The sequence below is a fragment of the Pseudomonas sp. WS 5411 genome (genome assembly GCF_012985595.1).
Classification (GTDB): Bacteria; Pseudomonadota; Gammaproteobacteria; order Pseudomonadales; family Pseudomonadaceae; genus Aquipseudomonas; species Aquipseudomonas shahriarae.
The window spans coordinates 264,551-286,338 of the sequence record NZ_JAARMC010000002.1; the positions used below are offsets into that span (position 1 = coordinate 264,551).

At 62.1% G+C, this 21,788-nt stretch carries 16 protein-coding genes; 13 read left to right on the forward strand and 3 right to left on the reverse strand.

The features are described 5' to 3' along the window. Positions 1-364 precede the first annotated feature (364 nt). Positions 365-4,318: a trifunctional transcriptional regulator/proline dehydrogenase/L-glutamate gamma-semialdehyde dehydrogenase gene (gene putA, locus HBR93_RS05030; protein WP_169959906.1), complete on the forward strand. Its 3,954-nt coding sequence runs from the start codon at positions 365-367 to the stop codon at positions 4,316-4,318. A gap of 221 nt (positions 4,319-4,539) precedes the next feature. Continuing rightward, complete coding sequence (locus HBR93_RS05035) at positions 4,540-6,342, forward strand: acyl-CoA dehydrogenase (RefSeq protein WP_169959907.1); 1,803 nt, start codon at positions 4,540-4,542, stop codon at positions 6,340-6,342. On the opposite strand, the gene HBR93_RS05040 is transcribed toward HBR93_RS05035, so the two are convergent. Both HBR93_RS05040 and HBR93_RS05045 read right to left on the reverse strand, forming a co-directional pair. Next, positions 6,343-6,636: a cell division protein ZapA gene (locus tag HBR93_RS05040; RefSeq protein WP_057437293.1), complete on the reverse strand. Its 294-nt coding sequence runs from the start codon at positions 6,634-6,636 to the stop codon at positions 6,343-6,345. Continuing rightward, positions 6,633-6,863, reverse strand: coding sequence for a hypothetical protein (locus HBR93_RS05045; protein ID WP_029299225.1), 231 nt, complete (start codon positions 6,861-6,863; stop codon positions 6,633-6,635). Before HBR93_RS05045 ends, HBR93_RS05040 begins: the two co-directional genes overlap by 4 nt. 275 nt (positions 6,864-7,138) lie before the next feature. Here HBR93_RS05045 and HBR93_RS05050 point away from each other — a divergent pair, with 275 nt between their 5' ends. The 5 genes from HBR93_RS05050 (at position 7,139) to trxC (ending at position 16,302) form a co-directional block, all read left to right on the forward strand. Further along, positions 7,139-8,764: a methyl-accepting chemotaxis protein gene (locus tag HBR93_RS05050; protein WP_057437287.1), complete on the forward strand. Its 1,626-nt coding sequence runs from the start codon at positions 7,139-7,141 to the stop codon at positions 8,762-8,764. A 163-nt stretch (positions 8,765-8,927) separates the two neighbouring features. Further along, positions 8,928-10,670 (forward strand): potassium/proton antiporter, encoded by a 1,743-nt coding sequence (locus HBR93_RS05055; RefSeq protein ID WP_115127220.1) that lies wholly within the window; start codon positions 8,928-8,930, stop codon positions 10,668-10,670. A gap of 70 nt (positions 10,671-10,740) precedes the next feature. Further along, entirely contained in the window at positions 10,741-14,079 is a 3,339-nt protein-coding gene (gene mscK / locus HBR93_RS05060) for a mechanosensitive channel MscK (protein ID WP_057437285.1), read from the forward strand. A gap of 48 nt (positions 14,080-14,127) precedes the next feature. Next, the gene (locus tag HBR93_RS05065) at positions 14,128-15,591 is read left to right on the forward strand and encodes a protein adenylyltransferase SelO (protein ID WP_169959908.1); all 1,464 of its coding nucleotides are present in this window, start codon (positions 14,128-14,130) and stop codon (positions 15,589-15,591) included. A gap of 276 nt (positions 15,592-15,867) precedes the next feature. After that, positions 15,868-16,302: a thioredoxin TrxC gene (gene trxC / locus HBR93_RS05070; RefSeq protein ID WP_057437277.1), complete on the forward strand. Its 435-nt coding sequence runs from the start codon at positions 15,868-15,870 to the stop codon at positions 16,300-16,302. Positions 16,303-16,383: 81 nt separating this feature from the next. Here the strand turns inward: trxC and HBR93_RS05075 are convergent, their stop codons facing one another. Beyond that, entirely contained in the window at positions 16,384-17,154 is a 771-nt protein-coding gene (locus tag HBR93_RS05075) for a ParA family protein (protein WP_057958100.1), read from the reverse strand. A gap of 349 nt (positions 17,155-17,503) precedes the next feature. Between HBR93_RS05075 and HBR93_RS05080 the strand changes: the two genes are divergently transcribed. The 6 genes from HBR93_RS05080 to HBR93_RS05105 are packed head-to-tail and all read left to right on the forward strand — an operon-like array spanning position 17,504 to position 21,731. Further along, a complete protein-coding gene (locus HBR93_RS05080) occupies positions 17,504-18,223 on the forward strand; it encodes a beta-ketoacyl synthase chain length factor (protein WP_057444629.1) in 720 nt (239 codons plus the stop codon). Continuing rightward, a complete protein-coding gene (locus HBR93_RS05085; protein ID WP_057437274.1) occupies positions 18,199-19,011 on the forward strand; it encodes a lysophospholipid acyltransferase family protein in 813 nt (270 codons plus the stop codon). Before HBR93_RS05080 ends, HBR93_RS05085 begins: the two co-directional genes overlap by 25 nt. Beyond that, positions 18,989-19,258 (forward strand): phosphopantetheine-binding protein, encoded by a 270-nt coding sequence (locus tag HBR93_RS05090; RefSeq protein WP_032862152.1) that lies wholly within the window; start codon positions 18,989-18,991, stop codon positions 19,256-19,258. Before HBR93_RS05085 ends, HBR93_RS05090 begins: the two co-directional genes overlap by 23 nt. A gap of 9 nt (positions 19,259-19,267) precedes the next feature. Further along, complete coding sequence (locus HBR93_RS05095; RefSeq protein WP_032862153.1) at positions 19,268-19,522, forward strand: acyl carrier protein; 255 nt, start codon at positions 19,268-19,270, stop codon at positions 19,520-19,522. Next, on the forward strand, positions 19,519-20,064 hold the full coding sequence (locus tag HBR93_RS05100; RefSeq protein ID WP_057437272.1) for a hypothetical protein: 546 nt from the start codon (positions 19,519-19,521) through the stop codon (positions 20,062-20,064). The genes HBR93_RS05095 and HBR93_RS05100 overlap by 4 nt, the downstream gene beginning before the upstream one ends. Next, positions 20,061-21,731, forward strand: a complete 1,671-nt coding sequence (locus HBR93_RS05105; protein ID WP_169959909.1) for an acyl-CoA synthetase family protein — start codon at positions 20,061-20,063, stop codon at positions 21,729-21,731. The genes HBR93_RS05100 and HBR93_RS05105 overlap by 4 nt, the downstream gene beginning before the upstream one ends. Positions 21,732-21,788 lie beyond the last annotated feature (57 nt).

Consider the following 21,788-nt stretch of genomic DNA (forward strand, 5'->3'; position numbering starts at 1 on the left):
ATGACTGACGTTTCCCCAGGAAAGCCATCAGCCGATGAACCGAACCCTAGGGTTGGTTGCACCTTGGGCGTGAATGCTATTCAACAAAGCAAATAAGGTGCAACCAGTTTCGTGAGAATTAGTTGCACCCTGGCGCGTTTTTCGGCAAACGGCGGTTTTTTGCTCCTTTTCGGAGCAAGAACAGCCAAATCCAGAAGCAAATGCACCAATATTCAGCCGATTTGGTCGAGTGAAAATGATTTCTGACGAGCAGCGTGAATTTCATGAAGAAAATGGGTTGCACCCGGTTGCACCTCGTACGGCGCAAAGCTAATCTTGCCGCCAGCTGATGCCACACAGTAGTGGCACCCATGAGGATAAAAATATGGCTACGACCACCCTTGGGGTCAAACTCGATGACCCAACCCGCGAACGCCTCAAGGCCGCCGCGACCTCCATTGATCGCACGCCGCACTGGCTGATCAAGCAGGCAATTTTCAATTACCTGGAGAAACTCGAGGGTGGTGCAACCCTGACCGAGCTCAACGGTTCGGGCCTCAAGGACGCAGACGACGCGGGCGAGGTGCAGAACGACCACGCTCACCAGTGCTTCCTCGAATTTGCCGAAAGCATCCTGCCGCAATCGGTGCTGCGCGCCTCGATCACCGCCGCTTACCGCCGCCCCGAGCCGGAAGTGGTGCCGATGCTGATCGAGCAGGCTCGCCTGCCGGCCCAGATGGCCGAAGCCACCAACAAGCTGGCCGCCTCGATTGCCGAAAAACTGCGTAACCAGAAGAGCGCCGGCGGCCGTGCCGGTATCGTCCAGGGCCTGCTGCAGGAATTTTCCCTGTCGTCCCAGGAAGGCGTGGCCCTGATGTGCCTGGCCGAAGCACTGCTGCGGATCCCCGACAAGGGCACCCGTGACGCGCTGATCCGCGACAAGATCAGCACCGGCAACTGGCAGCCGCACCTGGGCAACAGCCCATCGTTGTTCGTCAACGCCGCCACCTGGGGCCTGCTGCTGACCGGCAAACTGGTCGCCACCCACAATGAGGCCGGCCTGACCTCCTCCCTGAGCCGCATTATCGGCAAGAGCGGCGAGCCGATGATCCGCAAGGGCGTCGACATGGCCATGCGCCTGATGGGCGAGCAGTTCGTCACCGGCGAAACCATCGCCGAGGCCCTGGCCAATGCGAGCAAGTTCGAAGCCAAGGGCTTCCGCTACTCCTACGACATGCTCGGTGAAGCTGCACTGACCGAACACGACGCACAGAAGTACCTGGCCTCGTACGAACAAGCCATTCACTCCATCGGCAAAGCCTCTCACGGCCGTGGGATTTATGAAGGCCCGGGCATCTCCATCAAGCTGTCGGCCCTGCACCCGCGCTACAGCCGCGCCCAGTACGAGCGAGTGATGGACGAGCTGTACCCACGCTTGCTGTCCCTGACGCTGCTGGCCAAGCAATACGACATCGGCCTGAACATCGACGCCGAAGAAGCCGACCGCCTGGAGCTGTCCCTGGACCTGCTCGAGCGCCTGTGCTTCGAGCCGCAACTGACCGGCTGGAATGGTATCGGTTTCGTGATCCAGGCTTACCAGAAGCGCTGCCCGTACGTGATCGACTACGTGATCGACCTGGCACGCCGCAGCCGTCACCGCCTGATGATCCGCCTGGTAAAAGGCGCGTACTGGGACAGCGAAATCAAGCGCGCCCAGGTCGAAGGCCTGGAAGGCTACCCGGTCTACACCCGCAAGGTGTACACCGACGTTTCCTACATCGCCTGCGCACGCAAGCTGCTGTCGGTACCGGAAGTCATCTACCCGCAGTTCGCCACGCACAACGCCCACACCCTGTCGGCCATCTATCACATCGCCGGCCAGAACTATTACCCCGGTCAGTACGAGTTCCAGTGCCTGCACGGCATGGGTGAACCGCTGTACGAACAAGTCGTAGGCAAGGTTTCCGAAGGCAAGCTGAACCGTCCATGCCGCGTGTACGCGCCGGTCGGCACACACGAAACCCTGCTGGCCTACCTGGTGCGTCGCCTGCTGGAAAACGGCGCCAACACCTCGTTCGTCAACCGTATCGCCGACCAATCCATCTCGATCCAGGAGCTGGTGGCCGATCCAGTGGCCAGCATCGAGCAGATGGCGACGCTGGAAGGCGGCTTCGGCCTGCCGCACCCGCGTATTCCACTGCCACGCGACCTGTATGGCAGCGAGCGCGCCAACTCGGCCGGTATCGACCTGGCCAACGAACACCGCCTGGCGTCGCTGTCCTGCGCCTTGCTGGCCACCGCGCACAACAACTGGAAGGCCGCGCCGATGCTCGGTTGCGCGTCTAGCAATGAAGCCGCTGTGCCGGTGCTGAACCCGTCCGACCTGCGTGATGTGGTTGGTCACGTCCAGGAAGCCACGGTCGAAGACGTCGACAACGCGATCCAGTGCGCCCTGAATGCCGCACCGATCTGGCAGGCTACCCCGCCGGCCGAACGCGCCGCGATCCTCGAACGTGCCGCCGACTTGATGGAAGGCGAGATCCAGCCACTGATGGGCCTGCTGGCCCGTGAAGCCGGCAAGACCTTCGCCAACGCCATCGCCGAAGTGCGTGAAGCCGTGGACTTCCTGCGTTACTACGCGGTGCAGGCGCGTAACGATTTCACCAACGACGCCCACCGCCCACTGGGCCCGGTGGTGTGCATCAGCCCGTGGAACTTCCCGCTGGCGATCTTCAGCGGCCAAGTCGCCGCCGCACTGGCCGCCGGTAACCCGGTATTGGCCAAGCCGGCCGAACAGACCCCGCTGGTCGCCGCGCAAGCCGTGCGCCTGTTGCTCGAAGCTGGCATTCCGGAAGGCGTGCTGCAACTGCTGCCGGGCCAGGGCGAAAGCGTTGGTGCCCGCCTGGTGGGTGATGATCGCGTCAAAGGCGTGATGTTCACCGGCTCCACCGAAGTGGCGCGCCTGCTGCAACGCAATGTCGCCGGACGCCTGGATGCCCAGGGCCGCCCAATCCCGCTGATCGCCGAAACCGGTGGCCAGAACGCGATGATCGTCGACTCCTCGGCTCTGACCGAACAGGTGGTGATCGACGTCGTCTCCTCGGCCTTCGACAGTGCCGGCCAGCGTTGCTCGGCCCTGCGTGTACTGTGCCTGCAGGAAGATTCGGCAGACCGCGTCATCGAAATGCTCAAGGGTGCCATGGCCGAATGCCGTCTCGGCAACCCGGAGCGCCTGTCTGTGGATATCGGCCCGGTAATCGACGCCGAAGCCAAGGCGGGCATCGAGAAGCACATCCAGGCCATGCGCGACAAAGGCCGTACCGTGTACCAGGTGGCAATTGCCGACAGCGAAGAAATCAAGCGCGGCACCTTCGTGATGCCAACCCTGATCGAACTGGAAAGCTTCGACGAACTGCAACGGGAGATCTTCGGCCCGGTCCTGCACGTGGTGCGCTACAAGCGTAAGGAGATCGACCAGTTGATCGGTCAGATCAATGCTTCTGGCTACGGTCTGACCCTGGGCGTGCACACCCGTATCGACGAGACCATCGCCAAGGTGATCGACAACGTCCATGCCGGTAACGTCTACGTTAACCGTAACATCGTCGGTGCCGTCGTCGGCGTGCAGCCATTCGGTGGCGAAGGCCTGTCGGGTACCGGCCCGAAAGCCGGTGGCCCGCTGTACCTGTACCGCCTGCTGTCGACCCGTCCTACCGATGCGATCGAGCAATCCTTCGTACGGGGCGATGCACTGGCCGCACCGGATGTGCGCCTGCGTGACGCCATGAGCCAACCGCTGAGCGCCCTGAAAACCTGGGCCGACGGCAACAAGTTCAGCGAACTGAGCGCCCTGTGCAGCCAGTTCGCCGCGCAATCGCAAAGCGGTATCACCCGCCTGCTGGCCGGCCCGACCGGCGAGCGCAACAGCTACGCCATCCTGCCCCGCGAGCACGTGCTGTGCCTCGCGGACGTAGAAGGCGATCTGCTGGCGCAACTGGCGGCCGTACTGGCTGTGGGTAGCTCGGCAGTGTGGCCGGAGTCTGACCTGACCAAGGCGCTGTTCCCACGGCTGCCGAAGGAAGTTCAGGCGAAGATCCAGCGTGTAGCCGATTGGACCAAGGACGAAGTGATCTTCGACGCCGTCCTGCACCACGGCGATTCCGACCAACTGCGTGGGGTTTGCCAGCAAGTGGCGCAGCGCAGCGGCGCGATTGTCGGGGTCAATGGCCTGTCCTCGGGCGAAACCAACATTGCGTTGGAGCGCCTGGTGATCGAGCGTGCGTTGAGCGTCAACACCGCTGCGGCGGGTGGTAACGCGAGCCTGATGACTATCGGCTAGTCACCACCGAGCACTCCCACGCTCTGCGTGGGAGTGCTGCCCAGGACACTCCGCGTCCGCGACGCAGAGCGTCGCAAGAGGCGTTCCCACGCAGAGCGTGGGAACGATCTTGTACATTCATCCTGCCTTTGTTTTGCTGCTCCATCACCCAGATCAATCTTGCTATCGCGCCTCTATTCGCGCACTTAGACTGCGGCCTATTCCCAAATAGGTAAGCCGCCATGTCCGAGACGCTCCTCAGTTCCCGCAATCTGGCTTTCGAGCTGTATGAAGTCCTCGATGCCGAGGGCCTGACCCAGCGCGAGCGGTTTGCCGAACACACTCGCGAAACCTTCGATGCCGCCATCGGCACCGCCCGCCACATCGCCGAAAAGTACTTCGCCCCCCACAACCGCAAGGGCGACGAGAACGAACCTCGCTACGAAGATGGCCAGGCGATCCTGATCCCGGAAGTGAAACCTGCCGTGGATGCCTTCCTTGAAGCCGGCTTTCTCAATGCAGCGCGCAGTTTTGAAGCCGGTGGCATGCAACTGCCGACGCTGCTGTCCCAGGCCTGTTTTGCGCACTTTCAGTCAGCCAATGCGGCTTCCACCTCGTACCCGTTCCTGACCATGGGCGCGGCCAACCTGATCGAGAGTTTTGGCACCGAGGAGCAGAAGCAACGCTTTCTGCAACCGATGATCGAGGGCCGCTTCTTCGGCACCATGGCCTTGACCGAACCCCATGCCGGCTCGTCGCTGTCGGATATCCGCACCCGCGCCGAGCCGGCGGCGGATGGCACCTACCGCCTCAAGGGCAACAAGATCTTTATCTCCGGTGGCGATCACCCGCTGTCGGAAAACATCGTGCACATGGTCTTGGCCAAACTGCCGGACGCGCCCGCCGGGGTGAAGGGCATTTCGCTGTTTATCGTGCCCAAGTTCCTGGTCAACGACGACGGCAGCCTGGGCCCGCGCAATGATGTGCTGCTGGCCGGGCTGTTCCACAAGATGGGCTGGCGTGGTACCACCTCCACCGCGCTGAACTTCGGCGATAATGGCGAGTGTGTCGGCTATCTGGTGGGCAAGCCGCACCAGGGTCTGGCCTGTATGTTCCAGATGATGAACGAGGCGCGGATTGGGGTCGGCATGGGTGCAGTGATGCTCGGTTACGCCGGTTACCTGTACTCCCTGGAATACGCCCGGGAACGCCCGCAAGGCCGCCTGCCCGACAGCAAAGACCCGAACACCGCACCGGTGTCGATCATCCAGCACGCTGATATCAAGCGCATGTTGCTTACGCAAAAAGCCTATGTAGAAGGCGCCTTCGACCTGGGCCTATATGCCGCGCGCCTGTTCGATGACACGACCACCCTGGACAGCGAAACCGGGCGCAGGCAGGCCCATGAGTTGCTGGACCTGCTGACCCCGATCGTCAAATCCTGGCCCTCGGAGTTCTGCCTGAAGGCCAACGAGCTGGCGATCCAGATTCTCGGCGGCCACGGCTACACCCGCGAATATCCGGTGGAGCAGTACTACCGCGACAACCGCCTGAACCCGATCCACGAAGGCACCCACGGCATCCAGTCCCTGGACCTGCTGGGACGCAAGCTTGCGCAAAATGGCGGTTCGGGCCTGAAGCAGTTGATTCGCCTGATCGCCGAGACCGGCGCACGGGCCCAGCAATACCCGTCACTCACGGCCATGCGCGAACCGCTGGAGCAGTTGGTGGCGCGCCTGCAAAGCGTAACCCTGGGGCTGTTGACGGATCTCGCCCAGGGCAAGGTCAACAGCAGCCTGGCGAACTCGGCGCTGTACCTGAAAGTGTTTGGGCATACGGTGATTGGCTGGCGCTGGCTGGAACAGGCGATCCGCGCCGAAGAAGGGCTGGCCAGGGGCAATGCGGCGGATGTGGCCTTCTATAAAGGCAAGCTGCAAGCGGCCCGGTACTTCCTGACCTGGGAAGTACCGGGCTGCCATCATGAACTGTCGATCCTGCAGGCGCGGGACGATACGTGCCTGGCCATGCAGGATGAATGGTTCTGATCAGGGCTGGCCGATGGCCTTGGCAATCACATCGACCGTGGCGCTGACTTGCTCTTGGTAACGGTCGAGTTCCTGCTGGTGACGCTGCTGCATGTCGATCTGCTCGGCACATAGATTCAGCGCCGCCAGCACCAGCAGCTTGTCGCCGATCAGGGTCGGGTACTTCTGCTTGGTGGTTGCCAGGGACGCCTTGAGCAGGGTCACGGCCTTGAGCAGGGTGCTGTCTTCCCCATCCGGGGCCTTGATCGAGTAATCCTCACCGAGAATCGAAACGACCTTTATCCCTTCACTCATGCGCTGACAGGACCTGCGCTCACACGCTCAACCAACGCCTGGATACGGGCTGCGGTGGCGCCCTGCTTTTCTTCCTGTTCCATCAGGTTCAGTTGCAAGCTGTCGTTCTCATCCTTGGCGCGGGCCAGCTCGGCCTTGAGGGATTCGTTGGTGCCCAGCAGTGCTTGATTCTGCTGCACCAGGTCACTGACCAGTTGTTCCAGTTGGCTGAGGGATGTTTCTAACATTTTGAATTCTCGGGCTTTTTCAAAGGGCGGTGACGATAAAGAAAATTCACCGTGGAAGCCAGGGTTATCCTGGCGCGCAGCCCCGATTTCACGGGTCAGGCCACGCTGTGGAGCCTTAGTGACTGCATTTACGCCATCTGGTTCCTGAATCCATTCCAATCCGCGCAGGGTGCGACAAAAGCGCGCACCCCCTCAAGACTTTAGTCGTACGTCCGATAGGTCTTGCTTACCCCGCCTCAAAGCCGCACGGATCGCGCCTCTCCCAGGACCACTGCATGTCTCTTCGTAATATGAATATCGCGCCGCGCGCGTTTCTCGGCTTCGCGTGCATTGGTGCGCTGATGTTGTTTCTCGGTGTTTTTGCGCTGAATCAGATGGGCAAGATCCGTGGCGCGACCGAAGACATCACCCTCAGAAGTGTGCCGAGCATTCGCGCCCTCGACGACTTCACCCAACTGACCCTGCGCCTGCGTGTGTTGTCCTACCGACTGCTGACCAACCGCGAGCCCGAGGTTCAACAGAAAACCCTGGAAGCCTTTGAACTGCGCAACCAGCAGATCCGTGCCGCCCAGAGCGTGTATGAAAAGCTGATCGACAGCCGCGAGGAGCGCTCGGCCTACGACGATTATGTGCGCCTGCTGGGCCAGTACCGGCAGATCGAAGAGCGGATGAAGAGCCTGTCGCGCAACAATCAGATCGAAGAGCTGCGCACCTTGCTCAACACCGAACTGCTGAGCAACTCCGAGGCAGTCAACACGGTGCTGACGCGCCTGCTGGACATCAACAATTCGATGGCCAACGACAGCAACCAGAAAGCCGCCGAGCAATATGATTCGGCCTTCGGCCTGGTGGTCGCCCTGCTGGTGCTGGCCACGGCGCTGACCATGCTATTTGCCTGGCTGCTGACCCGCAGCATCACCCTGCCCATCGCCCAGGCCCTGGACGCGGCCGAGAACATTGCCGAGGGCAACCTGACCCAGCCGATCAAGGTCGATGGCGATGACGAAGCCGGCCGCCTGTTGCGCGCGATGAATAAAATGCAGGAGAAATTGCGCGACACCCTGCAGCGCATTTCCGGCTCGGCCACCCAACTGGCCTCGGCTGCCGAAGAACTGAACGCCGTCACCGATGAAAGCGCCCGTGGCCTGACCCAACAGAACAACGAGATCGAGCAGGCGGCCACCGCCGTCAACGAGATGACCAGCGCCGTCGAAGAAGTGGCGCGCAATGCCGTCAGCACTTCCGAAGCCTCGAAAAACGCCACCGCCTCGGCCGGCGATGGCCGCGACCTGGTGCAGGAAACCGTCAGCGCGATTGAGCGCATGAGCGGCGATGTGCAGGGCACCGCCACGCTGATCGGCGCCCTGGCCGAAGAGTCGCGGGATATCGGCAAGGTATTGGATGTGATTCGCGGCCTGGCCGACCAGACCAACCTGCTGGCCCTGAACGCCGCCATCGAAGCCGCGCGTGCCGGGGAAGCCGGGCGCGGGTTTGCCGTGGTTGCCGATGAAGTACGGGCCCTGGCCCATCGTACCCAGCAATCGACCAGTGAAATCGAGCGGATGATCGGCAGTATCCAGGCCGGCACCGAACAGGCAGTGGATTCGATGCGCAACAGCACCGAACGCGCCGAATCGACGCTCAATATCGCCAAAGGCGCGGGGATGTCCCTGGATACCATCAATAGCGCAATTATCGAGATCAACGAGCGCAACCTGGTGATCGCCAGCGCCGCAGAAGAGCAGGCGCAGGTCGCGCGGGAAGTGGACCGCAACCTGGTGAACATCCGCGACTTGTCGGTGCAGTCGGCCACCGGCGCCAGCCAGACCAGTGCGGCGAGCAGTGAGTTGTCGCGCCTGGCGGTGGATTTGAATGGGATGGTGGGTAGATTCCGTCTCTAACAGACGCTGCATCATAAATGTGTGAGCGGGCTTGCCCGCTCCCACATTGGTTCTGTGTAAACCTGAAAAGCTTTTTGACAGCGCAGCAATTCAACAGGTTAGAATCGCTGGCACGCAGACTGCATGGTCAGTCTGCGCCCGCCTTATTTTCGGAGTACTGCCTTTGAATGCGACGACCATCAACAGCCTGTTCTTGATCGGCGCGTTGCTGGTAAGTGCGAGCATTCTGGTGAGTTCTCTTTCGTCCCGCCTGGGGATCCCGATCCTGGTGATCATCCTGGCCGTGGGCATGCTGGCCGGCGTCGATGGCGGCGGGATCATTTTCGATAACTACCCAACCGCGTACCTGGTGGGCAACCTGGCATTGGCAGTGATCCTGCTCGATGGCGGCTTGCGGACCCGGGTCGCGAGTTTTCGCGTGGCACTGTGGCCAGCCCTGTCGCTGGCGACCGTGGGGGTGTTGATAACCACCGGCCTCACCGGTATGGCGGCGGCCTGGCTGTTCGACCTCAATATCATCCAGGGCCTGCTGATCGGCGCCATCGTCGGCTCCACCGATGCCGCCGCCGTGTTCTCGCTGCTGGGCGGCAAGGGCCTGAACGAACGGGTCAGTGCCAGCCTGGAAATCGAATCCGGCAGCAACGACCCGATGGCGGTGTTCCTCACCGTGACCCTGATCGACATGCTTGCCAGCGGCCAGACCGGCTTGCACTGGAGCCTGTTGACCCACCTGATCCGCGAGTTCGGCATCGGCGGCATTATCGGCCTGGGCGGCGGCTGGTTGATGCTGCAACTGGTCAACCGGATCAACCTGGCCAACGGTCTGTACCCGATCCTGGTGATCGCCGGCGGCCTGTTTGTCTTCGCCCTGACCAACGCCTTGCACGGCAGCGGCTTCCTCGCCGTGTACCTGTGCGGCCTGGTGATCGGCAACCGCCCGGTACGCAGCCGCCACGGCATCCTGCATATGCTCGACGGCATGGCCTGGCTGGCGCAGATCGGCATGTTCCTGGTGCTGGGCCTGCTGGTCACGCCCCATGACCTACTGCCCATCGCCCTGCCGGCCCTGGGCCTGGCGCTGTGGATGATCCTGTTTGCGCGGCCGCTGTCGGTGGCCGTCGGCCTGCTGCCGTTCAAGGCCTTCCATGGTCGCGAAAAAGTGTTTATCGCCTGGGTCGGCCTGCGCGGCGCGGTGCCGATCATTCTCGCGGTGTTCCCGTTGATGGCCGGCCTGCCCCACGCCCAGCTGTATTTCAACCTGGCGTTCTTTATCGTGCTGGTGTCGTTGCTGGTGCAAGGCACCAGCCTGCCGTGGGTCGCCAAGCTCTTGAAAGTGACGGTCCCGCCCGAGCCTGCGCCGATTTCCCGGGCAGCCCTGGAAGTGCACGTCACCAGCGAGTGGGAGCTGTTCGTCTACCGCCTGGGTGCGGAGAAATGGTGCATCGGCGCGGCCCTGCGCGAGCTGAAAATGCCCGAAGGCACGCGGATCGCCGCGTTGTTTCGTGGCCAGCAACTGCTCCATCCGTCGGGTAGTACGGTGCTGGAAGCCGATGACCTGCTGTGCGTGATCGGCCATGAACACAACCTCGCCGCCCTCGGCAAGCTGTTCAGCCAGGCACCACAACGGGGCCTGGACCTGCGCTTCTTCGGCGACTTCGTGCTGGAAGGCGACGCCCAGCTGGGCGCGGTTTCGGCGCTGTACGGGCTCAAGCTCGACGGCATCGACCCGGACATGCCACTGAGCAGCTTTATTACCCAGAAAGTCGGTGGCGCGCCGATTGTCGGCGACCAGGTGGAGTGGAACAACACCATTTGGACGGTTGCCGTGATGGACGGGAACAAGATCGGCAAAGTCGGCGTCAGATTCCCCGAAGGAAGTCGCCCGGGGCCCGGACTCTTCCTCTAAACTGCGGGGCGACGGTGTGCCAGTGGCCATCAGCACGCCCCCTATTCTTCATCTTGTTCGATCGGTCTCTATGACATTCCTGCGCACTTTTTTAGCCACTGCCCTGCTGGGTCTGACCCTCTGCGTCAGCCCCGTATATGCCGCCGCCCCGCCAAGCATCGAGAGCGTGCAACAGACCCTGGACAAGCTGCCTGACCGCAAACTGCCCGACGCCGACATGAAGGCGCTGCAAAATGTGTTGCAGCAGACCCTGACCCTGCTGGGTAACAAGCAGGATTACGAGCAACGCCTGACTGACCTCAAGCGTCAGCTCGAAGGCGCTCCCCGCCAGACCACGGAAAACTCCCGTGAACTGGCCCGCCTCAAAAGCACCAAAGTGGTGCCTGTGGCCCAGCGCTACGCCAGCCTGCCGGTGCCGCAGCTCGAACAACTGCTGGTGCAGCGCAGCACCCAGCAGGGCGATCTGCAAAAGGAGTTGGCCGACGCCAACAGCCTGAGCATCGCCGCCCAGACCCGCCCCGAGCGCGCCCAGACCGAAATCAGCAACAGCCAGACGCGCATCCAGCAGATCAACGGCATCCTCAAGGCCGGCAAGGACAATGGCAAACCCCTCAACGGCGACCAGCGCAACCTGCTGAACGCCGAACTGGCGGCGCTCAATGCCTTGATCCCGCTGCGCCGCCAGGAGCTGGCGGGCAACAGCCAGCTGCAAGACCTGGGCAACAGCCAGCATGACCTGGCAGTGGAAAAAACCGCGCGCCTGGAGCAGGAAATCCAGGACCTGCAAACCCTGATCAACCAGAAACGCCTGGCCCAGTCCCAGGAAACCGTGACTCAGCAGTCCATCGAAGCGCAGAAGGCCGGCGGCAGCAGCCTGCTGACCACGGAAAGCGCGGCCAACCTGAAACTGTCCGACTACCTGCTCAGAAGCACCGACCGGCTCAACGAGCTGACCCAAGAGAACCTGAAAACCAAGCAGTTGCTGGACAACATGACCCAGAGCGATTCGGCCCTGGACGAGCAGATCAACGTGCTCAAGGGCAGCCTGCTGCTGTCGAAAATTCTCTATCAACAGAAACAGGCCTTGCCGCGCCTGAAGGTCGACCGGGACCTGGCGGACGATATCGCCAACATTCGCCTGTACCAGTTCGAGGTCAACCAGCAGCGCGAACTGATCAACTCGCCGAGTGCCTACGTCGATAACTTGCTGGCCAACCAGCCCGAAGACCAGGTCACCCCGCAATTGCGCCGCACCCTGCTGGAACTGGCCGTGACCCGCAGCGACCTGCTCGAGCGCCTGAGCCGGGAACTGAGCGCACTGCTCAACGAATCCATCACCCTGCAACTGAACCAGAAACAGCTGCTCAGCACCGCCGCCAGCCTGCGCGCGACCCTCGACGAACAGATGTTCTGGATCCCCAGCAACAAACCGCTGGACGTCGAATGGCTGGAAGCCGTGCCCACCCGCCTGGAAAAACAGGTCAACACCCTGCCCTGGGCCTCCAGCCTCAGCGAACTGTATGACGGCCTGACCCAGCGCCCGCTGCTGTTCTTGCCCCTCCTGCTGTTGATCGGCGCCCTGCTATGGCGACGTAACAACCTGTACGAGCGGCTGAAAAAAATCCATATGGATATCGGTCACTTCAAACGTGACAGCCAGTGGCACACCCCGATCGCCATTCTGGTGAATATCCTGCTGGCCTTGCCGGTGACCCTCGGCCTGGCGCTGTGTGGCTACGCCCTGCAAATCGATGCCCGTGGGCAGAACGCCAACCTGGGCATGGCCCTGGTACAAATCGCCCAGGCGTGGTTGGTGTTCTACACCGCCTATCGCATCCTGGCGCCAGGCGGTGTGGCCGAACTGCATTTCCGCTGGGAAAAACCCCAGGTCGAATTCCTCCAGGGCTGGATCCGCAAACTGGGGCTGGTGGTATTGGCGCTGGTGGCCGTGGTGTCCATCGCCGAACATCAGCCGGCGGCCCTGGCCAACGATGTGCTGGGGATCGCTGTGGTCCTGACCTGCTACGGGCTGATGGCCTGGCTGCTCAGTCGCCTGTTGCTCAATAGCCCGACCCATGAAAAGGCCTCGCTGTTTCGCAAGGTGGTCGGCGTGGCGTTTACCGCGCTGCCCATCGCGCTGTTTATTGCCGTGTGTTTTGGCTACTACTACACCGCGCTCAAACTCAGCGACCGCCTGATCAACACCCTGTACCTGCTGATGTTCTGGCTGGTGATCGAAGCCACCTTCGTCCGTGGCCTGGGTGTGGCCGCACGGCGCCTGGCCTACTCCCGGGCACTGGCCAAGCGCCAGGCGGCCAAGGAAGCCGGCGACGGCGAAGTGGTGATCGAGGAACCGACCCTGGATATCGAGCAGGTCAACGAGCAGTCCATGCGCCTGATTCGCCTGGCCTTGCTCGGCGGTTTTATCGCGGCGCTGTACTGGGTCTGGTCGGACCTGATCTCGGTGTTCTCCTACCTGGACAACATCACCCTCTACGAGTACACCAGCGGCACCGGAGCCAATATCAGCATGGTGCCCATCAGCATCGGCGACATGCTCGGCGCACTGATCATCATCGGCATCACCTTCGCCCTGGCGCGCAACCTGCCGGGCCTGCTGGAAGTGCTGGTGCTGTCCAAACTCGACCTGGCCCAGGGCAGTGCCTATGCCACCACCACCTTGCTGTCGTATGTGATTGCCGGTGTGGGCTTTGTGTCGACCCTGTCGACCCTCGGGGTCAGCTGGGACAAGTTGCAATGGCTGGTGGCCGCGCTGTCGGTGGGCCTGGGTTTCGGCATGCAGGAGATCTTCGCCAACTTTATCTCCGGCATCATGATCCTGTTCGAGCGCCCGGTGCGCATCGGCGACACCATTACCATCGGCAACCTGTCGGGGACGGTGAGCAAGATCCGCATCCGCGCCACTACCATCACCGACTTCGACCGCAAGGACATCATTGTCCCGAACAAAACCTTTATCACCGGGCAACTGATCAACTGGTCGCTGACCGACACCGTCACCCGGGTGACCCTCAAGCTTGGCGTGGACTACGGCTCCGACCTGGACCTGGTGAAGGAATTGTTGCTCAAGGCCGCCAGGGATAACCCACGGGTACTGAAAGACCCGGAACCCCTTGTGTACTTCCTGAACTTCGGCGAAAGCACCCTAGACCACGAATTGCGCATGCATGTGCGCGATCTGGGCGACCGCAACCCGGTGATTGATGAGGTCAACCGCTTTATCAACCGTGAGTTCAAGAAGCAGAGCATCAACATTTCGTTCCGCCAGATGGAGGTTTACCTGAAAAACCTGCACGGCCAGGAATACAAGCTGGTGGAAATCGAACCCCTGAGCAAGCCGGCGAATGACGGCTCGCCACAACCCACACCACCGGCCAAACTCGACTAACCGCGCTATCCCCAGCAGAATGCTCGGACATTCTGCTGGAGATGGCCGGTGAAAGCCCTCGACGACCTGACCTTCGACAACCGCTTCGCCCGCCTGGGCGATGGTTTCTCAACCCACGTATTGCCCGAGCCCATCGACGAGCCACGGCTGGTGGTGGCGAGCAACGCCGCCATGGCCCTGCTGGACCTCGACCCGGCCGTGGCCGACACGCCGGTGTTCGCCGAACTGTTCGGCGGCCACAAGCTGTGGGCCGAGGCTGAACCGCGGTCGATGGTCTATTCCGGGCATCAGTTTGGCTCTTACAACCCGCAACTGGGGGACGGCCGCGGCTTGCTGCTGGGCGAGGTGTATAACGCGGCGGGCGAGCACTGGGACTTGCACCTCAAGGGCGCCGGGCAAACGCCTTACTCGCGCATGGGCGATGGCCGCGCGGTGCTGCGTTCGTCGATCCGCGAGTTTCTCGCCTCCGAAGCCTTGCACGCCCTGGGCATCCCCAGCAGCCGCGCCCTTTGCGTGATCGGCTCCGACACCCCGGTATGGCGCGAGAAGCAGGAACGCGCGGCCATGGTGCTGCGCCTGGCGCCGAGCCATATCCGCTTTGGGCACTTCGAATACTTCTACTACACCCAGAAAACCGAGCTGCACCAGCAACTGGCCGAGCACGTGCTGAAGCTGCACTTTGCCCAATGCCAGGAGCAACCCGAGCCCTACCTGGCAATGTTCCGCGAGATCGTCGAGCGCAATGCCGAGCTGATCGCCAAGTGGCAGGCCTACGGGTTTTGCCATGGGGTGATGAACACCGACAATATGTCGATCCTGGGGATTACCTTCGACTTCGGGCCGTTTGCCTTCCTCGATGACTTCGACGCCCACTTCATCTGCAACCACTCCGATCACGAAGGCCGCTATTCTTTCAGCAACCAGGTGCCCATCGGCCAGTGGAACCTCAGCGCCCTGGCCCAGGCGCTGACGCCATACATCAGCGTTGAAGCCCTGCGCGAGACCCTGGGCCTGTACCTGCCGCTGTACCAGGCCCACTACCTGGACCTGATGCGCCGCCGCCTGGGCCTGACCACCGCCGAGGACGATGACCAGAAACTGGTGGAGCGCCTGCTGCAATTGATGCAGAACAGTGGCGTGGACTACACCTTGTTCTTCCGCCATCTGGGCGACGAATCCGCCGCACTGGCCGTGGCGCGCCTGCGCGATGACTTTGTCGACCGCGCGGGCTTCGATGCCTGGGCCGACGCGTACAAGGCCCGGGTTGAGCGCGACGGTACTGGCAGCGAGGCAGAACGCCGCGAGCGCATGCACGCGGTCAACCCGCTGTATATCCTGCGCAACTACCTGGCACAAAACGCCATCACCGCCGCCGAGTCAGGCGACTACAGTGAAGTGCGAAGACTGCATGAGGTGTTGAGCACGCCATTTGAAGAGCAGCCGGGAATGGAACAGTACGCTCAGCGGCCGCCCGACTGGGGCAAGCATTTGGAGATCAGTTGTTCGTCCTAGCCCTGCTCAATCAATACGCTCATTTCCGGTCATTCCTTCCACTTGCCGTTATCGCATCTTGCTATGAGCGTTAGTCCCGGGATCAAGTTATCGCAGTATGCGATAAGCGTTCAGCAGACCAGTGGCGGTATCTCATACCTGCGTAGGCCGCCTGGAGACACCGTCAAACATGTGCACAAGCAAAAATGTGAGCGCATGCGTCGCTACCGCCTAACCTTGATAATCTTAGCCCTGGCTCCAAATAGTGTTCATTGGCAACGTCAACGGAACCCCACCATGTCCGATTCTCTTGTAATCCCCTGCCCACACTGCAACGGCCTCAACCGCATCCCCCACGAACGCCTGGGCGATACCCCGAAGTGCGGGCGCTGCAAGCAGCCGGTGTTGCTGAGCAAACCGTTTGAATTGAACCAGGGTGACTATTCCAGCCAGATCAAGGGCGATTTACCGCTACTGGTGGACGTGTGGGCCGCGTGGTGCGGGCCGTGCAAGGCGTTTGCGCCGGTGTTTGAACAGGCCGCCGGGCAGTTGGCCGGCAAGTGCCGGCTGGCCAAGCTCGATAGCGAGGCCAACCAGCAGCTTTCGGCACAATTGGGGATTCGCTCGATTCCCAGCCTGATCCTGTTCAAGAACGGCCGGGAAGTAGCGCGCCAGAGCGGGGCGTTTCCGTTACCGCAACTGATGAGCTGGTTGCGTAGTCAAGGGGTGTAACCCCAGATGACAGTGGGTCAGTTGATGCCTCTGCAAGCTGGCACCCCCTGATCGCAGGCTAGCCAGCTCCCACATTTCAGATCAGGCGTTTTCCAGCAAGTTATGCAGTTCCACAAACTGCAGGGTCAGTTTGTGGCGCGGGTCCAGGTGGATCAGCGGTTTGCTTTCCTGATGGGACTCGCGCATGCGCACCGAGCTGGCCAGGTACACCGGCAGCACCGGCAGGCCTTCGGCAATCAACTCGTCCAGCATCTTCTGCGGCAGACTTGCCCGGGCCTGGAACTGGTTGACCACGATGCCTTCCACTTCGAGGCCTTCGTTGTGGTCCTCCTTGAGTTCTTCGATTTCCGCCAGCAGGCCATACAGCGCCTGCCGTGAGAAGCTGTCGCAGTCGAAAGGGATCAATACACGATCAGCGGCGATCAGCGCCGAAACCGCATAGAAGTTCAGGGCCGGCGGCGTATCCAGGTAAATCCGGTCGTAATCCTCGGACAATTCATCCAACAGCTTTCGCAACTTGTTGATCTTGTGCTTGGCCTCGAGCTTGGGCTGCAGGTCCGCCAGCTCTGCGGTGGCGGTGATGACATGCAGGTTGTCGAAGGGGGTTTCGTAGATATCCACCTGGTTTTTCTTCGAAAACGGCCCGGAAGACAGGGTCTGCTTGAAGAAGTCGGCAATGCCCATGGGAATATCGTCGCCCGTCAGCCCCGTCAGGTACTGGGTCGAGTTGGCCTGGGCATCGAGGTCCACCAACAGGGTTCGATAGCCTTCACTGGCACTGACCGCTGCCAGGTTGCAGGCGATGCTGGATTTGCCAACGCCGCCTTTTTGATTGAACACCACGCGCCGCATGGAAAAACCTCCGTGTATCAATGAATGCCCGAGTGTAGAGGGCAAAAGCGCCCGCTCGCTACCTTGATCAAGCTTGTACTACAGCATCTGGGGATGGATCCCGCATAACTATCTCGTAACACGCCAACCAATACAGAGTTACCTGACACCAGACACCCGTAGCCATTGGCGGACAATCACTGATCCTTTTTCGCCGACTTTGTAATATCTCGTGAACAATTCTTTACCAAAGTTTGCTAGAACCCCACAGCACCGGGATAATGCGCGCCACTCGGCCATCGCGCCATGTCCCGTCGTGGCGGGGCAATTTGCAGCACAAGGAAGCCCGCAGGGGCGGGAAATCTTCTCAGTGATCAACTTCAACATCGCCCAATGGCGTGCCTGGGCCCCTGGGCTCGACAGCGAGGATGCCTGGCGCGACTGGTGCCAGGCCAAGGTGTTGCTCGCCCAAAGCGATGCCGCGCCCGATGTGTCGTTCCTGCCGGCCATGCAGCGCCGGCGCCTGAGCCGCCTGGCGCGGATGGCCTTCAGCGTCGGCTGGCCATTGGCCGAAGGTTTGCAGGATCTGCCGCTGGTGTTTGTTTCACGTCACGGCGAAACCCCGCGCACCCTGGATATTCTCAGCGACCTGGCCAATGACCAGCCCCTGTCGCCCACCCAGTTCAGCCTGTCGGTGCACAACGCGGTAATTGGCCTGTGGTCGATCCTGCGCAATGAAACCAGCGAAATGACTGCCCTGGCAGCCGCGGGCGACGGCCTGGAGCACGGCATGCTCGAGGCCGCCGCCCTGCTCAACGAAGGCGCGCCGGCGGTATTGCTGGTGATTACCGAAGAGCAGCCACCTCCAGCCTACGCACGCTGGATCGACGACGTGCCGTTCCCCTACGCCCTGGGCCTGCTGCTGACCCCAGGCGACGAATGGCAACTGGCGCTGCACACCGCGACTGTCCAACCTGCCAAGACCCAGTGGCCCCATGCCCTGAACCTGCTGTGCACCCTGCTTACCGAGCAGGGTGCCTGCCAACATGCCTGGAAGAACCGAGTATGGAACTGGCAACGCAAACCCTGACCGACAAGCCCCGGGACGCCTACTACTGGCGCCTGTTCGCCACGGCGGCCAGCTTCGTGCTGTTCGGCCTGGGCGGCCTGTGCCTGCGCCTGCTGGTGTTTCCCCTGCTCAGTTGCCTGCCGGGGGATGCGCAGCAGCATCAGCGCCGTGCGCGCCTGACCATCGGCCGCCTGTTCTGGTTCTTTATCAACATGATGTACCGCGCCGGCATTCTCACCTACAGCGTCGAGGGTGCCGAAAAACTCGGGCGCCCCGGGCAGATGATCATCGCCAACCACCCGTCGCTGATCGACGTCGTCGTGCTGATCGGCCTGGTGCGCGATGCCAATTGCGTGGTCAAGCAAAGCCTGTGGCATAACCCTTTCACCCGTGGCCCGGTGAGCGATGCCGGCTATATCAGCAATGACGGCAGCATCGACATGCTCGATGCCGCCGCAGGCGCCCTGAGGGGCGGCCAGACCCTGATTATCTTTCCCGAAGGCACCCGCACCGTACCGGGCAAAGCCCCGGCCTTTCATCGCGGGGCCGCCGCCATCGCCCTGCGCGGTGCGACAATCATCACCCCCGTGGTGCTCAAGGTCAGCCCGACCACACTGACCAAGGCCGAGCCCTGGTATCGCATCCCCCACCGCCGCTTTCACTTCAGTTTGCAGGTGGGTGCCGATATAGACCCACAGGTGTTTGCCTCACAAGGGCCAGCGCCTCAGGCCTCACGCAAGCTCAACGATTACCTGCATCACTATTTCATTAAGGAGCTCGCCGAAGATGAGCAACCCAAACAGCCTTGAGCACGAAATCAAAACCCTGATCATCGAGGCCCTGGGCCTGGAAGATATCGACGCCTGCGACATTGGCAGCGAGCAAACCCTGTTCGGCGAAGGCCTGGGCCTGGATTCGGTAGACGCCCTGGAACTGGGCCTGGCGATCCAGAAAAAGTACGGCATCAAGATCGACGCCGACGCCAAGGACACCCGCAATCACTTTATCAACGTGGCCAGCCTCGCGGCGTTCGTCACGGCCAGACAGGCAGCTTGAGACCCAACCATGCAAACTCGTGACGATATCTTCAACACCCTGCGCGACGCCCTGGTGGAACTGTTTGAACTGGACCCGGCACGGGTCACTCTCGACGCCAACCTGTACCAGGACCTGGAAATCGACAGCATCGATGCCGTGGACCTGATCGACCATATCAAGCGCCAAACCGGCAAGAAAATCGCCGCCGAAGAGTTCAAGGCCGTGCGTACGGTCAATGACGTGGTCGAGGCGGTCTACCGCCTGGTCCAACCGGCCGCATGAGCCGGCTGATCGGCCTTGGCCTGTTGCTAGTAGGGCTGCTGTACCCTTTTGCGGTGTATTACGGCACGGAGCATTTCGCTCCGTGGCAATTCGGCCTGCTGCTCGCCAGCCTGTGGTTGCTGCGCGCGCTGACCGGCCCGCGACGCCCTGGCAGTGGCTGGATGGCGGTGGCTGCAATTGTGTTTTGCCTGCTGCTGGCCTGGTTCGACAACCCGCAACTGCTGCGCTGGTACCCGAGCCTGGTCAGCGTGTTCATGCTGGCGCTGTTCGGCCTGAGCCTGAAATACGGCCCGCCGATGGTCGAGCGCCTGGCGCGCCTGAGCGATCCGCAATTGCCCGAAAAGGCCATTGCGTACACACGCCAGGTCACCGTGGCATGGAGTGTGTTTTTCTTGTGTAACGGCCTGCTCGCCGCCGCGCTCACCCTGTGGGCACCGCTGAGCTGGTGGACGTTGTACAACGGTCTGATCGCCTATGGCTTGATGGGGCTGTTGTTTGCCGTGGAATGGCTGATACGACAAAGGGTTCGAGGCCGCGTATGAATTGGGTCAATCTTGAGCATCTGTTGCTTGAGCCTGTGGAACTGCGTTTGGTCACTACCGAACCGTCGATGAATCACGCGCAACTGTGCGAGCGGGCCCTGAGCCTGGCGTCCGGCCTGCAAGCCCGTGGCATCCAGCGCCTGGCGGTGCACCTGAACGACGCCGGCGAGCTGGCGATCGCCTTGCTGGGCGCCTGGCAGGCCGGGGTCAGCGTGTTGCTGCCCGCCGACCTGCAACCCCAGACCCGCCAACGCTGGGCCGCTGATGTTGACGCCTGGCTGACCGAAGCGGGCGACCTTGACGCGCTCTACCAGCCCGCAGTTGCCGCCGCCGCCCTTGACCTGGATACCTGCCAGTTGAGCCTGTGCACCTCCGGCTCCAGCGGCGAGCCCAAGCGCATCGACAAAACCCTGCGCCAACTGGCCAATGAGGTCCAGGCCCTGGAGGCCTTGTGGGGCGCCGACCTGGGCCAGGCCTGCATCATCGGCAGCGTCGCCACCCAGCATATCTACGGCCTGCTGTTCCGCGTGCTGTGGCCGCTGTGCGCTGGGCGCACGTTTGTGCGTGAGCAACTGCCGTTCCCCGAAGACTTGCAGCGCGTCAGCCGCCAGCACCCGCACTTTGCCTGGGTGGCCAGCCCGGCCCTGCTCAAGCGCATGGGCGACAATCTTGACTGGGCCGCCTTGAGCACGGTCAAGCGCGTGTTCTCCTCCGGTGGCGCACTGCCCGCCGACGCGGCCGACAGCCTGCATCAACGCCTGCAGCAGTGGCCGACGGAGATCCTCGGCAGCTCGGAAACCGGCGGCATTGCCTGGCGCCAGGGCCACGCGCCGTGGCAGCCGTTTGCCGATGTGCAACTGAGCCAGGATGCCGACGGCGCCTTGCGCATTGCCTCGCCGTACCTGCCAGCGGGGCATGTCGAGCAGACTGCCGATGCCGCCCAGATCCACGCCGACGGGCGCTTCGAACTGCTCGGGCGCCTGGATCGAATCGTCAAGCTGGAAGAAAAACGCATCTCCCTGCCGATGCTCGAACAAGCCCTGGCGGATCACGCCTGGGTCGCCGAAGCGCGCCTGGGCGTGGTCCAGGAAAACCGCGCGTCCCTCGGCGCCCTGGTGGTGCTCAGTGGCGACGGCCTGCACGCCTTGCGCAACCAAGGCCGACGGACCGTCACCCAAACCCTGCGCCAACACCTGGGCCAGCATTGCGAAGCCCTGGCCCTGCCCCGCCGCTGGCGCCTGTTGCGGCAGTTACCGCTCAACCCCCAGGGCAAGCTGCCCCAGGCGCACATCGAAGCCCTGCTGCTGGCGCCGCGCCCCAAGGCGCCGGACGTCCTGGGGCAGGTCGAGAGCGACGGCGAATGGACCCTGCAACTGAGCATTCCGCCGGACCTGGCCTACTTCAGCGGCCACTTCCCCCACACCCCGGTGCTACCGGGGGTGGTGCAGGTGGAATGGGCGTTCAATCTGGGCCAGCAACTGCTCGATCTCCCGCCGACCTTTGCCGGCATGGAAGTGCTCAAATTCCAGCAACTGGTGCGCCCGGGCGATGTGGTCGAGTTGCACCTGCGTTTTGATCGCGAGCGGGGCAAGTTGTATTTCGCTTATCGCAATGACAGTGCGGCGTGTTCCAGCGGGCGGGTTTTGCTGGAGAATTCTCATGCATAGGTTGGGTGAGCGCTGCGCGCTCAATCGCGGGCAAGCCCGCTCCCACAATGGGTACAC

What these genes read in the sequence shown, in the direction of transcription:
- putA (WP_169959906.1), top strand. Translation starts at nt 365, where the DNA reads ATGGCTACGACCACCCTTGGGGTCAAACTCGATGACCCAACCCGCGAA.
- HBR93_RS05035 (WP_169959907.1), top strand. Translation starts at nt 4,540, where the DNA reads ATGTCCGAGACGCTCCTCAGTTCCCGCAATCTGGCTTTCGAGCTGTAT.
- HBR93_RS05040 (WP_057437293.1), bottom strand. Translation starts at nt 6,636, where the DNA reads ATGAGTGAAGGGATAAAGGTCGTTTCGATTCTCGGTGAGGATTACTCG.
- HBR93_RS05045 (WP_029299225.1), bottom strand. Translation starts at nt 6,863, where the DNA reads ATGTTAGAAACATCCCTCAGCCAACTGGAACAACTGGTCAGTGACCTG.
- HBR93_RS05050 (WP_057437287.1), top strand. Translation starts at nt 7,139, where the DNA reads ATGTCTCTTCGTAATATGAATATCGCGCCGCGCGCGTTTCTCGGCTTC.
- mscK (WP_057437285.1), top strand. Translation starts at nt 10,741, where the DNA reads ATGACATTCCTGCGCACTTTTTTAGCCACTGCCCTGCTGGGTCTGACC.
- trxC (WP_057437277.1), top strand. Translation starts at nt 15,868, where the DNA reads ATGTCCGATTCTCTTGTAATCCCCTGCCCACACTGCAACGGCCTCAAC.
- HBR93_RS05075 (WP_057958100.1), bottom strand. Translation starts at nt 17,154, where the DNA reads ATGCGGCGCGTGGTGTTCAATCAAAAAGGCGGCGTTGGCAAATCCAGC.
- HBR93_RS05085 (WP_057437274.1), top strand. Translation starts at nt 18,199, where the DNA reads ATGGAACTGGCAACGCAAACCCTGACCGACAAGCCCCGGGACGCCTAC.
- HBR93_RS05090 (WP_032862152.1), top strand. Translation starts at nt 18,989, where the DNA reads ATGAGCAACCCAAACAGCCTTGAGCACGAAATCAAAACCCTGATCATC.
- HBR93_RS05095 (WP_032862153.1), top strand. Translation starts at nt 19,268, where the DNA reads ATGCAAACTCGTGACGATATCTTCAACACCCTGCGCGACGCCCTGGTG.
- HBR93_RS05100 (WP_057437272.1), top strand. Translation starts at nt 19,519, where the DNA reads ATGAGCCGGCTGATCGGCCTTGGCCTGTTGCTAGTAGGGCTGCTGTAC.
- HBR93_RS05105 (WP_169959909.1), top strand. Translation starts at nt 20,061, where the DNA reads ATGAATTGGGTCAATCTTGAGCATCTGTTGCTTGAGCCTGTGGAACTG.